This is a genomic window from Victivallis sp., from assembly GCF_048170485.1.
GTDB lineage: Bacteria > Verrucomicrobiota > Lentisphaeria > Victivallales > Victivallaceae > Victivallis.
The window spans coordinates 20006-34346 of sequence record NZ_DBEXAY010000071.1 but is presented as its reverse complement, the minus strand read 5'-3'; the positions used below and the strand labels follow the sequence as shown (position 1 = coordinate 34346).

Annotated in this window: 12 protein-coding genes; 7 read left to right on the top strand and 5 right to left on the bottom strand. The window is 59.2% G+C overall.

Features of this window, described 5'->3' with window-relative positions:
- Positions 1-6 precede the first annotated feature (6 nt).
- Entirely contained in the window at positions 7-321 is a 315-nt protein-coding gene (rplU, locus tag ACMLHG_RS03865; RefSeq protein ID WP_294435610.1) for a 50S ribosomal protein L21, read from the bottom strand.
- 330 nt (positions 322-651) lie between these two features.
- Between rplU and ACMLHG_RS03860 the strand changes: the two genes are divergently transcribed.
- The 4 genes from ACMLHG_RS03860 (at position 652) to ACMLHG_RS03845 (ending at position 6729) form a co-directional block, all read left to right on the top strand.
- Positions 652-1122 carry a MarR family winged helix-turn-helix transcriptional regulator gene (locus tag ACMLHG_RS03860; RefSeq protein WP_295807409.1) on the top strand — a complete coding sequence of 157 codons (471 nt, stop codon included), beginning with the start codon at positions 652-654 and terminating at the stop codon, positions 1120-1122.
- Between the two features lie 13 nt (positions 1123-1135).
- Positions 1136-2251, top strand: coding sequence for an efflux RND transporter periplasmic adaptor subunit (locus tag ACMLHG_RS03855; RefSeq protein ID WP_417169620.1), 1116 nt, complete (start codon positions 1136-1138; stop codon positions 2249-2251).
- Positions 2252-2272: 21 nt separating this feature from the next.
- On the top strand, positions 2273-5392 hold the full coding sequence (locus ACMLHG_RS03850; protein WP_417169619.1) for an efflux RND transporter permease subunit: 3120 nt from the start codon (positions 2273-2275) through the stop codon (positions 5390-5392).
- 128 nt (positions 5393-5520) lie between these two features.
- Positions 5521-6729 (top strand): DUF4349 domain-containing protein, encoded by a 1209-nt coding sequence (locus tag ACMLHG_RS03845; RefSeq protein ID WP_417169618.1) that lies wholly within the window; start codon positions 5521-5523, stop codon positions 6727-6729.
- Between the two features lie 6 nt (positions 6730-6735).
- Here ACMLHG_RS03845 and ACMLHG_RS03840 read toward each other — a convergent pair whose 3' ends face one another.
- From ACMLHG_RS03840 to ACMLHG_RS03830, 3 genes are read right to left on the bottom strand one after another with little or no spacing between them, the layout of a single operon-like run.
- The gene (locus ACMLHG_RS03840; protein ID WP_294435621.1) at positions 6736-7683 is read right to left on the bottom strand and encodes a peptidylprolyl isomerase; all 948 of its coding nucleotides are present in this window, start codon (positions 7681-7683) and stop codon (positions 6736-6738) included.
- A 4-nt stretch (positions 7684-7687) separates the two neighbouring features.
- The gene (locus ACMLHG_RS03835; protein WP_417169617.1) at positions 7688-8347 is read right to left on the bottom strand and encodes a hypothetical protein; all 660 of its coding nucleotides are present in this window, start codon (positions 8345-8347) and stop codon (positions 7688-7690) included.
- 15 nt (positions 8348-8362) lie between these two features.
- The gene (locus ACMLHG_RS03830; protein ID WP_417169616.1) at positions 8363-9283 is read right to left on the bottom strand and encodes an AraC family transcriptional regulator; all 921 of its coding nucleotides are present in this window, start codon (positions 9281-9283) and stop codon (positions 8363-8365) included.
- Between the two features lie 143 nt (positions 9284-9426).
- Here ACMLHG_RS03830 and ACMLHG_RS03825 point away from each other — a divergent pair, with 143 nt between their 5' ends.
- Positions 9427-10467: a sialidase family protein gene (locus tag ACMLHG_RS03825; RefSeq protein WP_417169615.1), complete on the top strand. Its 1041-nt coding sequence runs from the start codon at positions 9427-9429 to the stop codon at positions 10465-10467.
- Positions 10451-11233 carry a prepilin-type N-terminal cleavage/methylation domain-containing protein gene (locus ACMLHG_RS03820; protein ID WP_295807396.1) on the top strand — a complete coding sequence of 261 codons (783 nt, stop codon included), beginning with the start codon at positions 10451-10453 and terminating at the stop codon, positions 11231-11233. Before ACMLHG_RS03825 ends, ACMLHG_RS03820 begins: the two co-directional genes overlap by 17 nt.
- Positions 11234-12145: 912 nt before the next feature.
- Here the strand turns inward: ACMLHG_RS03820 and ACMLHG_RS03815 are convergent.
- On the bottom strand, positions 12146-12310 hold the full coding sequence (locus ACMLHG_RS03815) for a hypothetical protein (RefSeq protein WP_417169614.1): 165 nt from the start codon (positions 12308-12310) through the stop codon (positions 12146-12148).
- A 24-nt stretch (positions 12311-12334) separates the two neighbouring features.
- Here ACMLHG_RS03815 and ACMLHG_RS03810 point away from each other — a divergent pair, with 24 nt between their 5' ends.
- Positions 12335-14338: a hypothetical protein gene (locus tag ACMLHG_RS03810; protein WP_417169613.1), complete on the top strand. Its 2004-nt coding sequence runs from the start codon at positions 12335-12337 to the stop codon at positions 14336-14338.
- Positions 14339-14341: the final 3 nt, after the last annotated feature.

Here is a 14341-nt window from a genome sequence, read left to right as displayed (position 1 = left end):
TTGAGTTCAGCCCTTGATTTCACCGATTTCGACGCGGGTCAGCCCCTGGCGATGTCCCTTGGTCCGGCGATAGCCCTTGCGGCGCTTCATCTTGAAGACCACGATCTTCTTGCCGCGGAACTGATCCTTGACCACCGCCTCGACCGAGGCGCCCGCGACGAGCGGAGAACCGACGTTGAGTTCGCCGCCCTCTTCGCCGACGGCGAGCACTTCGGAAAAGGTCACCTTGCCGCCGACTTCGGCATCGAGCTTCTCGACTTCGACGAGGTCGCCGGTTTTGACTTTATACTGCTTGCCGCCGGTTTTGATGATCGCATACATTCTTTTTTGCTCCTTCAGCTGATGATTTCAAAAAACCTTCATTCAGTTTAACCATTCGCACATAATCCTGATAATATATCCTCATTTTCCCGCTTTGCAAGGAACGGATGGCGCTGTTTTTGCAAAAATCCATTGCAACCCTCCAGCCAACCGCCCGTTTCCCGGAAACAACCGGCACGTTCCGCCGGCCGGCGAAAGCCCCTCTGCCTCTTTCGGTTTCAGAACGCCTTCCGAAATAAAAAAGTTAGATATTAGAAGTAATTAGGATTTGCAAAATATTAAAAAGGGGATATTTTATATGCCTGTCAAACAGGAGAAACGAAAAATCATATGGAACAAAACCAGTCATTCGACGCCGCGCTCTGGCGGCTGCTCTTTCAGATTGTGGACCGCCTGCGCGAGTCCGCGCTGGATCAGCAGCAACCGCACGAGATCGAACTGGCGATGAATCTCACCTTGCGCCAGCAGCAATTGCTGCGCAACATCTGCATCCTCACCGAGACGAAACCGGAGGGGGTGAGCCTCAAAGAGCTCGCCGCGTCCCTCGCCCTCACCTCCGGCGCGGCCTCGGCCATGGTGGAGATGTTTGTCCGCCGGGAGCTGCTGGAGCGCCGGACCGATCAGCAGGACCGCCGGGCGGTCCGGATCCGTCTTTCGGAAAGCGGACGCCGCCTCATCCGGGAGCTGGAACAGCGATTCAGCGACATGACAGGCCGCTTTCTCGCCCGCCATCCGGCAGATGAGAGCGCCCGGCTGATTGCCCTGCTCGAACAATTTAACAGTGAACTGCAAACCAATTAAGGAGACCCATATCATGTTCCAGACAACCTACTGCAAAGCCGCCCTGCTCGGGATGGCCGGTCTGCTCTCCCTGAGCGCCGCCGCCGCGGACAAACCGGCGGGCAAACCCGCTCAGCCGATCGCCAGCGTCCTGGTCGAACCGGCGGTCGAAATCTCGGAATCCACCACCCGGACCATTCCGGGGCGGCTGGAGGCGATCGAAGAGGTTTCGCTGATTCCGCGCATCTCCGGCAACATCAACTCCATCAAGTTCAACGAAGGCGACATGGTCAAAAAGGGGCAGCTTCTCTACGAGCTGGAGGATACCACCTACCGCGCGCAGATGCTGGCGGCCAAAGCCAAAGTGGATCAGTGCAAGGCGGAACTCAACTACGCGAAGATCAACTACGACCGCCAGAAAACGCTGGAACAGCAGCAGGCGGTTTCGAAGAGCACCTACGATGACGCCGAGCGTCTCTACAATCTCAACAAGGCGAAATTCGCCGAAGCGGAGGCTTCGCTGCTCGATGCGGAAAACAACCTGAGCTACACCTGCATCTACGCCCCCATCACCGGCCGGATCGGCAAGGTGACGCTCACGGTGGGCAACTATGTGACCCCTTCCACAGGGGAACTGGTCGACATCGTCCAGATCGATCCGATCTACGCGAACTTCGCCATCAGCGAACGGGATTTCCAGTCGATGTTCGGCGATATCGAGACGATGAAGCAGAAAGCGAAAATCCGCCTGAAACTGGCGGATGACACGGCATATCCGCTGGATGGCAAGGTCGCGCTGGTGGACAACAAAGCCGATACCGACACCAGCACCATGCAGATCTGGGCCCGTTTCCCGAACCCCGACGCCAAGCTGGTGCCCGGCGGTCTCGTCACCGTCATGATCTCCAAAGTCGCGGACAAAAAATACCCGGCTGTCAAACTCTCGGCCCTGATGACCGACGCCAAAGGCAACTTCATCTACGTCGTCACTCCGGCAAACAAGGTCGAACGCCGCGACGTGCGGCTCGGTGCGATGATCGGCAACCTCCAGACCATCCTCGAAGGGATCAAGCCGGGCGAAATCGTCATCGTGGACGGCACTCACAAGGCGGCGCCGGGCGCGCAGGTCAATCCGGTTCCGGCGAAGTAAAGCGGGGAAAGGTTTTCGATCATGATTTCCAGAATCTTCATCGAGCGCCCGAAGCTCTCCTTCGTGATCTCCATCGTCACGGTGATCGCCGGAGTGCTCTGCCTCTTCCAGGTGCCTGTCGCCGAATATCCGGAGATTGCGCCGCCGCAGATCATGGTTTCCGCCAGCTATCCCGGCGCCAGCGCCGAAGTGATCGCCGAAACCGTCGCGACGGTCATCGAATCCGAAGCGAACGGCATCGAGGATATGATCTACTTCTCCTCGCAATCGAACAACTCCGGCAGCTATCAGCTGAGCATCACTTTCAAGCCGGGGACCGATACCGATATCGCGCAGGTCAACGTGCAGAACGCCGTCAGCCGCGCCGAACCCTCCCTCCCCGCCGAAGTGAAAGCGCTCGGCGTTCAGGTCAAGAAGCGGTCGAGCGACATTCTCGGCATGTACGCCTTCACCACCGACGGAACGGAGGTCTCGCAGCTGGAGCTCTCCAACTACGTGCGAATCCACGTCAAGGATGAACTCGCCCGAATCGACGGCATCAGCGATGTCGCCATCTGGGGTGAGCGCAACTACTCCATGCGTGTCTGGCTCGATCCCATGCGCATGTCCGCCTTGAAGATCAAGCCGGAAGATGTCATCTCCGCCATCGAATCGCAGAACGTTCAGGCCGCCGCCGGAACCGTCGGCGCCGAAAGCAGCAACGAATATCTCCAGCTCAAGGTGAACACCCTTGGCCGCCTCAAGACGACCGAACAGTTCGGCGACATCGTGATCAAGGTCGGCAGCAAGGGTCAGCTGACCAAACTGCGCGACATCGCCCGTCTGGAACTCGGCGCGGAAAACTATTCGAACAACAGCCGTTTCAACGGCCGGGAATCGGTCTCCGTGGCGATCTACCGCAACGACGACGCCAACGCGCTCAACGTCATCAATGCGGCCAACGCGCGGCTCAAGGAGCTCTCCGAACGCTTCCCGAAAGGAATCAGCTACGAGCTGGGCTACGACCCGACCGAATACATCCGTACGACGATGGCGGAAATTGTCGAAACGCTGGTGGTCGCACTGATCCTGGTGGTCGCGGTGACCTACCTCTTCCTGCAGGACTGGCGCGCCACGCTGATTCCGACGCTGGCGATTCCGGTCAGCCTCATCGGCACCTTCGTCGTGCTGGTGCCGCTCGGGTTTTCGATCAACGTTCTGACGATGTTCGCGCTGATTCTGGTGATCGGCTCCCTGGTGGACGACGCCATCATCGTGGTCGAAAACTGCATGCGCATCATCGAAGAGGAGCATCTTCCGCCGAAAGAGGCGACCATCAAGAGCATGCAGCAGATCACCGGGGCGATTCTCGCCACCACGCTGGTGATCGTGGCGATCTATGCACCGGTCGGCTTCTACGGCGGCATGGTCGGAACGATCTATCTGCAGTTCTCGGTGACGATGTGCATCGCGCTGTGCATTTCCACAATCAACGCGCTGACCCTCAGCCCCGCGCTCTGCTCGCTGCTTCTGCGCCCCTACAATCCGGATAAGAACATCGTGTTCCGGGGCTTCAACCGGGTGCTCAACTTCAGCCGGAGCGGCTACATGCTCTTCGCCGGACTGCTGGTCCGCCGGGTGATCATCATGCTGATCCTCTTCGCCGGCGTGCTGGCGGCGAACTACTGGTTCTTCGAAAACACCGAGAGCTCCTTCCTCCCGCCGGAGGACAAGGGCGCCATCATGTGCGACATCGAACTCCCGCCCGGGGCGACGCTCTACCGTACGGAGCAGGCCATTCAGGAGGCGTATGAGAAGATCTCCAAGATCCCCGGGGTGCAGGATGTGCTCTCGGTGAGCGGCTTCAGCTTCATCGGCGGCGAAGGGGAAAACGTCGGTCTGATGATCGCCAAACTCAAAGACTGGTCGAAACGGACCACGCCGGATCTGTCGGTTGAAGCGATTCAGGAGAAGATCCTGCAGGAGACCGCCTCGATCCCGTCGGCGAAGATCAACGCCTTCCTGCCGCCGGCGATCATGGGCCTCGGCGTCACCGGCGGTGTCAGCTTTGTGCTGCAGGCGACCGGCAACCAGACGCCGCAGGAGCTGGCGAGCACCCTGAACGGACTGCTTGCCAATCTCAACAACAAGCAGGTCGCACCGGAAGCGCTCTATGCGTTCAGCTCATTCAACGCGAACACGCCGCAGCTCTATCTTGATCTCGACCGCAGCAAGGCCGAATCGATGAACATTCCGATCAGCCGGGTGTTCACCACGCTGCAGAGCAAGCTCGCCTCCTACTATGTGAACGACTTCAACCTCTACGGCTACAGCTTCAAAGTGAAGGTGCAGTCCGAGGCGGAAGAGCGGTCGCGTCTCACCGACATCAGCCAGATTCAGGTACAGACCAACGACGGCAAAATGGTGCCGCTGAGCGCGATTGCCAGCGTCTCCTACATGATCGGACCGCGCCAGATCGAACGGTTCAACCTGGCGATGGCCGCCGCGGTCAACGCGCAGGCGATGCCCGGCGTGAGCAGCGGCGCGCTGATGAAACGGATCGAACAGATCGTCCGGGATAAAATTCCGCACGACTATCAGATCAGCTGGACCGACATGAGCTATCAGGAGCGCGGCAACGAGGGCAAAATCGTCGGCCTGATGCTGCTGGCGCTGATCTTCGGATACCTCTTCCTGGTCGGCCAGTACGAAAGCTGGAGCATTCCGCTGCCGGTGATCACCTCGATCGCCATCGCGGTGCTCGGCGGCTTCATCGGCTTGCATCTGTGCGACCTCTCGCTCAGTATCTACGCCCAGCTCGGCCTGGTGATGCTGATCGGACTAGCCAGCAAGAACGCGATTCTGATGGTGGAGTTCTCCAAACAGGAGCGCGCCACCGGGAAATCGGTCAACGAGTCCGCGCTGGAAGGGTTCAAACAGCGCTACCGCGCGGTGCTGATGACCGCCTGGAGCTTCATCATCGGCGTCTACCCGATGGTGGTGGCAACCGGAGCCGGTGCGGGCAGCCGCCGGGCAATCGGTGTGACCACCTTCTACGGAATGCTTCTTGCCACACTGGTCGGCATCGCCTTCATCCCGGCGCTCTACGCCTTCTTCCAGCGAATCCGGGAGTGGGTCAAACGCGGCAAGAACTGTTACTGACCCAGCCGTTTTCCTCAAAGGGCGGAACCCGCACTCCGGTGTTCCGCCCCTTTTTTTCTTTGAACGTTGAAAAAAACAGAGAAACAGGTTATAGTGGAACAAACACCGCAATCAGAGGAGTTGTCCTTATGAAACACCATCACACATTCCTGTTCGGGTTGACCTCCGCCGCGCTTCTGAGCGGATGCTCCGCCCCTTCCGCCGTGGTCATGAAAACCGCAGTCGCCGACCGTGCCGCTCCGACAGCGGCCGCCGCACCGATGGTTCTGGCGGAGACCGCCCCGATGAACAAAGCGGTTTCCTACGAATCCGGCGCATCGGCCCGGAAGTTCCGTGGCGAAGCGGGCCGGCAGATGGCCTACACCGCCTCGCTCACGCTCAATGTCGACGACACCGGAGCCGCGCTCGCTCAGTCGCAGGAGATCGTCCGCAAAAGCGGCGGCTATACACAGGACATCAGCAACTACCGGGTGGTGCTCCGGATTCCCGCCGCGAAAGCGGAAACGGCGGTGGATCAGATTGAAAAACTCGGCACGGTCCTGTCGCGCCGCATCACCGGCGAGGATCTGACCGAACAGGTTTCCGACCTCGGCATCCGGCTGGACAATCTGCAGAAGTTGCGGCTCCGCCTTGCCGAACTGCTCAAGCGGAGCGCCAAGGTCGAAGAACTGCTCAAAGTGGAGCAGGAGCTCGCCCGCGTCACCACGGAAATCGAACAGCTTCAGACCCGCCTCAAGCAGGCGGAGAACCGGATCAATTACGTGACGTTGACGGTCACCTTCCAGAACTCCGGCTCCCGCCCGGTTCAGAGCGGCCCGGTGATTCCGCTCGACTGGGTGAAACAGCTGGGCAGTTCCACCGGAAAATCCTCGATTCCGGTGAACGGGCAATCCGCCCTCCCCTTCGATCTGGAGTTGCCGGCAGATTTCGTAACCGTTTATGCTGGAACCAACGGAGAAGCACGCGAAGCGGTTGCCGTCTCGGCCAATGACTGCGTCATCCGACTCACCCGGCGCGACAATCTTTCCGGCGGCTCACTCGCCTTCTGGGAGCAGCTCATCCGCCGTGCTCTCACGGAGACCAACAACTACGTCATCACCGAAAACCAGAAAATCCGGACCGCCGAAGGGCTGGAGGCCCAAAGCATTTCCGCCCGGCGGAGTGTCGGGAAAGAGGATTTTCACTACCAGCTGCTGATCGTACCGTTCAACCCCGGTTTCTGGGGGGCGGGAGAGCTCTTCCTCATCGAAGCATGGGGACCGGGCAAGGCGTTTGAACAGCTGAAGCCGAAACTGAAGGCGATGGAGTCGACGCTCGATCTTGCGCTCTGGCGCTGAGCCTCCTCACCGGGAACCGGCCGACGGACCGCCCGTCGCCGGGCTCCCGGGCGCGACCGGCTCGAGGTGAAATTCAATCTTCATCTTCTGCATCCGTTCGCGCAAATAGAGCTCCAATGCACGCCCGACTTTGGCGGCGGCGAGTTGTTCGCGGATGTAGGGGGCGACCGTTTCCAGCGGGACGAAAGCGGGTTCTGTCTTTCCCCGCAGTTTGACAACCACCCAGAATTCCCCGGCCCGAAGCGGACGGCTGATGCCGTTAACCTTCAACTCCGGCTGTTCCCGGCGGAGCAGCTGGACAATGGCGCCGGCGTCGAGCGTGACGCCCTCCGGATTCACCTCGCGGGCAACCCGGTCGAACGCCTCCCCCTGCAGCAACCGGGAACGCACCGTCTCGGCCTCCTCCCGCGCCGTTGGGCGGGACGCGGGGAACTGGATGATTCCGAGGTCGACCTGTTCCGGCAGCAGAAACTGCGGCTGGTTCAGGCGGTAAAAGGTTTCGATTTCCTGATCGGTTACTTTGATCTGGTCCGGCGCCATCCGGGCGAAACAGCGGTGAAGCGCCGCGTTGAGCTGGAACTGCGGCTGAGAAGCCAGCTGGGGGAAACGCTCCGGCGGAGTACCGGGAATTCCCCGCGGCAGCAGGGAATTCAACTGCTTGAGATACTCCAGCGCCAGCTCACGGCTCGGAACGATTCCGGCGGAGCGGAGCAATTCATCGATCAGGGCGAAACAGATCTTCGCTTCAATCGCACGCCGCATCAGCGGAATCAGCGCCGCACGGTCCGGAACCGCTCCGGGGGGGAGTTGGACCGAAAGCTCACTGCGGCGAATCGGTTTGCCGTCGACGGTCGCGACCACTTCCGGCAGGAAATCCCAAATTCCGCCGCCGGGCTCTCCGGCGGAAACTACGGCAAAGGAGAAAACGAGAGCCGCAACGCCTCTCCGCCACATGGCGTCACCGCGCGGCCGGGTTCTTCCCCGGCGCGGCGGGTTCGGAAACAGCCGGCGCTTTCGGCGCGGGGACCGACGGCTCCGAAACGGCCTTGTTGCGTTCCTGCTCCGCCTGAGCGGCGATGCCGGCGCGATAGGCGTCGAAATAGGCGGTCAGCTCCGGCGTCATATTCCCGGCCAGCGTGGTAGTGGCCGCCGAAAGGGCCGCGCTCTTCGCCGCCGAACTTTCGGCACTGCGCATCGCCTGGATCAGCCCCGGGGCCTGCTTCAGGATCCTCAACCGGTTCCTCAGTTGAGACAGGGAGTGATTGAGCGGATAAAGTTTCAGCCCATCCTCCAGCGCGGCAATGGCGCCGGTGACATCGCCGGCGTTGAGCGCTTTCTGCGCCCGGTCCACATAGAGATTGCTCTGTTGAATGGTGACCAGCTTCGCCACGTAATCGTTGCCGGAATCCATCGCCTGAAGCTTTCTGCCCTGTTCGGACGCGGCGGCGGCATCGTGGTTCTTCATGCTGTCGAAGAAGCGGATGACCAGCTCATTGCGTTCGGTGGGCGGCGCCGGATGCTCTTTGCCGCACCCGGCGAGAAACAGCGACGCCGCGGCGACGCACAACCAGTGTTTTTTTACGATCATTTTCATCATGTTCATAAGATAGCGCCACATTCTGTTTTTTTAAAGTCAGCGGGCAAATTTATTGCCGAAAAAACGCCGTTCCTCCTCATCCACCCCCCGCCGGGCGGCCGCATTCATCCGGTAATGCAGCGGGGTGCAGTGAAAGCGCCCGCGAAAGACCCGGATGAAGTAGTTCGCCTGCCGGAAGCCGCAGCAGGAGGCGATCTCCCCGACATTCATATCCGACTGCAGCAGCAGGCGGCGGGCGAGTTCCAGCCGCTGGCCGGTCAGATATTCGGAAAAACCGCAGTGCATGTGCCGGGCGAAGAGCTGGGAGACGTAGTTGCCGCTCACCCGCAGATGACGGCCGACCTCCGCACAGGTGACCGCTTCCCCCAGATGTCGCTCGAGATAGTCGAGCGCCTCTTCGAGCATCCGGTGCGACGCGTTGCCGGGCTGTTCGCCGGGAGCCTCCAGCGCGAATCGGACGAGGCTCCAGACCGCGTTCAGAATGTCGCCGGCGGTTTCCCCGTTGCCGATGTCGACGAGCGCGGCAAGTGCGTGCAGAAGCTCTTCGAGGGAGTCGCGGGAGGCCGCACCGCAATGGAGCACCGCATCCGGGTCATATCGCACGGGATCCCCTGCCCGGCGCCTCTTGGAGACGAGCCGGATGAAGTTGTAGCTCACCACCACCGAGAAGAGCTCGTACTCCCCCTCCTCCTCGTTCCAGAGGTCAGCGCGCGGTTCGACCAGCAGGACGTCGCCCGGCACGATCCGGCGGTCGACAAGCTGTTTCCCATCCCCATACCGGCAGAGGCGGTTGCCGGAGAGAACCAGCACCAGCCGCAGAAAAAAGGTCCGGGTGATCCGGGGATGCACCTGCTGCGGAAAAGTTCGACAGAGCAGGACACGCGGATGCTCCCGCGTAGCGGCGGCGGCAAGGGCGATTTTCCCCCGGAAAAATGCGATACTTTCGCTGTTTGTCATTTTTTTATCATTTTTATCAGAATTCTACTCTTTGCAACCGGCATCGATTATCGTATAATATAAGCAGAGAACCTAAATTTTCAAACTGTTATGAAAGGGAATCCATGCTTCCTCCGCTTCTAGATTTATCAAGTCATACGGAGATGCAAACCATCATTTCCGATGGCAGAACCACCTATCAGGGCCATCCGACCACCGTGCTGATGCCGGATGGGAAGACGCTCTTCTGCGTCTGGACCATCGGCCACGGCGGCCCCTGCGGCCCCTTGAAAAAGAGCACCGACGGCGGCCGGAGCTGGAGCGGACTTCTGCCGACACCGGCAAACTGGCGCGACCATGTCAACTGCCCGACCATCTGGCATCTGCCGACACCGGAAGCGCCGCTCCGGCTGGTGGTCTACGCGCAGAAGCCGGAGAGCCGCCGGATGGTCTATTCGCTCTCCGAGGACGGAGGGAATCACTGGACCCCGATGAAGCCCTGCGGCGGCGACATCGTTTCGGTCATGCCGTGGACCGCGATTCTGCCGATCGGAGACGGGCGGCTGGTCGGGCTGACCAATGCCCGCGATCCGGAGAGTGCAGAGCCACTCAGCAACCGGATCATCCGTTCTTACTCCTGCGACAACGGGCTGAGCTGGACTCCCCCCGAACCGGTCACCCACCTCACGGAGGCGAACTTGTGCGAACCTTGGGTGCTCCCCTCCCCCGACGGGCGGGAGTGGGCCTGTCTGCTCCGGGCGAACAACCGGGAGTATCCCTCGATGGTGATCTTCTCCCGCGATCACGGGGCAACCTGGAGTGCGCCGCGCCCGCTGCCGGAGGGCTTGCGGGGAGACCGCCACATCGCCCGTTATCTGCCGGACGGCCAGATTCTCGCGGTCTTCCGCAACGTCGCTCCCGATACCGCAGGCTTCGGTCACTTCTGCGGCTGGGTCGGCCGCTGGGAGGATCTGAAGAACGGCACCCCGGGGGAACTTCAGCTGAAGCTGCTTCACCACGCCCCGGCCGAACCGAAATTCCAGTTTGACTGCGGGTATCCCGGTCTGGAACTTCTGCCGGACGGCACGGTCGTCGCCGTCACCTATCTGCACCGCCGGACGGAAGACGCCGGCAATTCGGTGGTTTCCATGCGCATTCCCAGTTCACAACTGACACAGGAGTTTTCTTATGAAGCAGCGAAGTAACGCATCTTGTCATCGCAGAATTACACGAAATTTTACCCTTATCGAACTCCTCGTGGTGATCGCCATCATCGCGATTCTGGCGGCGATGCTGCTGCCCGCTCTGAACAAGGCGCGGGAACGGGGACAGGGTGTCCGCTGCATCAGCAATCTCAAGCAGTGCATGTCGGGCGCCCAGCTCTATGCGACCGATTACGCAGACCAGCTTATTGTACGCTTTGACGCCAACCAGTCCTACCGGGAATACCTTGAAAAATTACGTTATATTACCGACCCGGTCTCCTTCTGCCCCAGCGTGAAGCTCACCACAACCAAAGGGGTCGAAAAAGCATATTCCCGGGAAGGTTACGCGATCCTTTACTCCTTTCCCGCAAAAAGCTGGGGATGGGATGGAAATGTTGAGATGGATATCACAGGAGATTCTAAAGCTTATTTTCTTAATTTACGCAGCAAAAAATGGAAACCGGCTGCACCAATCTTTTTTGATTCCCTTCGAATCTACGGAGATGTCATACAGCAGTGGAGTATTGGAGCTGGCATTCGAATTAGCGACTACTACTATTCTCAAGGCAGAGCCCATGCCCGTCACGGCGAGAGAATGAATGCGGCTATGCTGGACGGACATGTAGCGGCTCTGCAACCACAATCATTTGCCGACCATTATGTACAGGGAATATACACCTGGCGGGAAAAAAGCAACGAATATGCTCTCCCTACCATATACAGTTTTACACAACAGCTTGGCTGGATTGGAAACCAGGCCAGATAGTCAGGAATGATCATGAAATATTTCTATATCGTTATACTTTGTTTACTGTCGTGTATAAATATGACTTCTGCCTCTGAAACTATCAGAGTGACCAATCTCTCGTCTCCTGAGTTGCGAGTTCAAAGGAACCCCATCCGAATGATTATGGGCAACATTGTCGTTCAGGCTCCGGAGACATTCGAAAAAGCACTTTTTATCGCAGCTCCCCGGGACAACGCTTACGCTCCTGGTATGGGTTACAGTTTTACAATCGATAAGCCTGCAACCGTTTATATTGCGGTCCATCGACGGGGAAAGCCTACAATTCCCCCCGGCTGGGAAAAAGCCCGCGAGGTATTCAACTGGGGACACAGCGGTCATGGGGTCATGAGCGCCGATATCGTCTATCGGAAAGACTTCCCGGCAGGCGTGGTGAACATCCCGCCTCACAACGGCTTCAATGGAAAAATGTACGGTATCCCCCATCTCACAATCATCCCGCTAGGCACCCCACCGCAACCGTGCAAAACATGGTCTCTGGAAGAACTGCAACCAGCCCGAAAAGCAGAAAAAAGCTCCCCGAATGGTCGCCCTCTCTTCACGGTTCCTGCCGGCAGCTCTTTCTCCTGTTCCGTCCCCGCCGGAGTGCTGAAACCGGGAAAGGTTTATCTTTTCTCTGTCTCCGGATCCAGCCGCAACGGAAGCTTCTTCACTCTTTCGGCAAACCGCCGACTCCGTTTCCCCTTCGGGAACCGAAACCGCTTTGAAAAAGAATTTTCCCGTATACAAATTCCGTTTGTTCCGGATGACACCGACGAACTGCGGTTCACTCTGAGTTTCAATATGGACTCGGCTCAACTGGAAGCACCCCGCCTTTTCGAGGACCGGAACGGCATCCGGCCGCAGGAAGGGCAAATCGTCAATTACTACCCGTCACGCGATTGGAAGCCACTTGAAATGAATCATGCCGTTCGTCTTCCCAAGGCAGGAAGCGCCCTTGATTTCTCTCAAATCGCAGCGTTCCCGCCGATTGGGAAAGAGGATCGCATCATCATCAAAAACGAAGGGAAATGTGCCGTAAGGAAAAATCCAACCCATCCTTTGCGGTTCCGCAGTGCCGTCATGCAATTTGTGCCTGATCCCCAAAAAATCGCCAATGATATCAAACAGCTGAAACAACTGGGAATCAATCTGGTTCGTTTTCATGGCCCGGTCTATGCAAAAAATAAATATCGCCGCTTTGGAGTTACCATCGACCAGGCGAAGATGATTCCACAGTCACAGGAGGAATTCAGGGAGTACTTCGACGAACAAAAACTCAGAGCTTTTGATTATGCGCTGGCGGAACTATCCAAGAACGGAATTTACGTCTTCTGGGATCTGATGAGCAGTTACTGCGGCTGGACTGACGCACTTCAGTCCGGTCACTGGGTCGGAAAAGATCTATTGGGGAAACAGTTCCACGCCCAGCTCTACGTCAACGAAACCTTCCGGCGCAACTGGGCCGAAGGGGTGAAGTATCTGCTGAACCGGGTCAACACCGTCAACGGCAGGCGCTATGCCGATGATCCTGTTCTGGCTTTTCTGCTCTTCATGAACGAACAGGACTTCCGCGTCTCCCCGAGTTACCTATCGGCTTTCACGCCGGAGTGGGAGAAGTTCTACGGCCCTGGTGCGCCAAAACTTTCGGAACAACTCCTCAAAAGCGACACTCCCGCCGGACGCAAAGCGGGCGAGTTCATGCAGAAAAAGATTCAGGAGCTGACCCGCTTCTACCACGGCGTCGTCCGCTCCACCGGCTGCAAAGCCCTGCTCACCAACTGGGACCTCTACATGCGCATGATCGACGCCCCCGGGCGGGAACTTCTCGAAGTCTCCACCCTCCACACCTACCATGGCCATGCCGGGTTGCCGCTTCCGGCGAAAAGCGTTCCCGGCTATCCGGTCCAGACCACTCATGGAGCAAAAGAGGTTTATCGCAACATCAGAAGTTCTCTGCGAAGCAATGGGCATTACCTTGCCCGAATTCTCGCCAAACAGAGCCTCAATCGACCAGTACTTGTCACAGAATATGCAGACTGCGCCCCCAATCCCTACCGACACGAAATGGGGCTCTTCTTCTCCGGCTATGCGACGCTGAACGGAATCAGCTTGCTGCTGCCGCACGGCAATCTGCTTCCCGAACTGAATTTCCGCCCGGTCGCACCACACAACTATGCCGACTTCTATGATCCTATTTTCCGGGCGAGCGACGCGGTGAGCGCCTTTGCTTTCCTGCGCGGCGACGTCGCCGAAAGCCCGCATTCGGTGGAGTTTACCGTCACGCCGGAAATCCTCCGCTCAGCCCATCGGCTCGACGCGCTGGCTGCCGAGTACACCATGCTCGGCTTCCTCACCCGGATCGGCGTCCGCGCCACCGGAGTGAAACCACTGGACCCGGTGGGGAACGTTTCGCCGAACCTCTCGCTCACTCCGCAGATCTTCTCCCGCGCCTACGGCACCAGCGTGGAGGCGGTCACCTCCGACGCCCGGCGCGACCGCCCCGCCATCTACGCCGACATGATCCGTCGTCTGCGGAAACAGGGGGTCCTGCCGAAAACGAACCGGACCGATGAAAAGGGAACCATCCTCGAAAGCGACACCGGCGAACTCCTCTTCGAACCGGACCGCGGCACGCTCCGCGTGGTCACGCCACGGCTCGCCGGAGCGGTCCTCAAAGAGAACCGGCCGGTCACCGCAGGAGCGGTCCGGATTGAAAATTGTTCGGTTCCCGCCTCGGTCACGCTCGTTTCGCTCGAAGCAGAAAAAACACTCTCCGACGCGAACCGGCTTCTTCTGATCTTCGCCACCGACGCAGTCAACTGCGGCATGGCCACCACGAAGGACGGCAAGCGGCTGCTCGCCCTCGGCGGCGCACCCCTCCTGATGCGCACCGGGAAGCTGACCATTTCGCTGGCCAACCGGCACGCGACGCCCCCCGCCGTCTACGCCCTCCACCTCGACGGCAGCCGGGCGGAACAACTCCCGGTCCGCCAGACGGCGGACGGTATGAAACTGGAACTCGACACCGCGAAGCTGCAGTACGGCACTCCGTTCTTCGAGATCCTCTATCCGGAGAAACGCTGAGCG

Excerpts from the sequence above, each read along its gene's own strand:
- ACMLHG_RS03845 (WP_417169618.1), top strand. The coding sequence starts at position 5,521 with ATGAAACACCATCACACATTCCTGTTCGGGTTGACCTCCGCCGCGCTT.
- ACMLHG_RS03825 (WP_417169615.1), top strand. The coding sequence starts at position 9,427 with ATGCAAACCATCATTTCCGATGGCAGAACCACCTATCAGGGCCATCCG.
- ACMLHG_RS03850 (WP_417169619.1), top strand. The coding sequence starts at position 2,273 with ATGATTTCCAGAATCTTCATCGAGCGCCCGAAGCTCTCCTTCGTGATC.
- ACMLHG_RS03810 (WP_417169613.1), top strand. The coding sequence starts at position 12,335 with ATGCAATTTGTGCCTGATCCCCAAAAAATCGCCAATGATATCAAACAG.
- ACMLHG_RS03835 (WP_417169617.1), bottom strand. The coding sequence starts at position 8,347 with ATGTGGCGCTATCTTATGAACATGATGAAAATGATCGTAAAAAAACAC.
- ACMLHG_RS03820 (WP_295807396.1), top strand. The coding sequence starts at position 10,451 with ATGAAGCAGCGAAGTAACGCATCTTGTCATCGCAGAATTACACGAAAT.
- ACMLHG_RS03830 (WP_417169616.1), bottom strand. The coding sequence starts at position 9,283 with ATGACAAACAGCGAAAGTATCGCATTTTTCCGGGGGAAAATCGCCCTT.
- ACMLHG_RS03815 (WP_417169614.1), bottom strand. The coding sequence starts at position 12,310 with ATGGGTTGGATTTTTCCTTACGGCACATTTCCCTTCGTTTTTGATGAT.
- ACMLHG_RS03855 (WP_417169620.1), top strand. The coding sequence starts at position 1,136 with ATGTTCCAGACAACCTACTGCAAAGCCGCCCTGCTCGGGATGGCCGGT.
- rplU (WP_294435610.1), bottom strand. The coding sequence starts at position 321 with ATGTATGCGATCATCAAAACCGGCGGCAAGCAGTATAAAGTCAAAACC.
- ACMLHG_RS03860 (WP_295807409.1), top strand. The coding sequence starts at position 652 with ATGGAACAAAACCAGTCATTCGACGCCGCGCTCTGGCGGCTGCTCTTT.
- ACMLHG_RS03840 (WP_294435621.1), bottom strand. The coding sequence starts at position 7,683 with ATGTGGCGGAGAGGCGTTGCGGCTCTCGTTTTCTCCTTTGCCGTAGTT.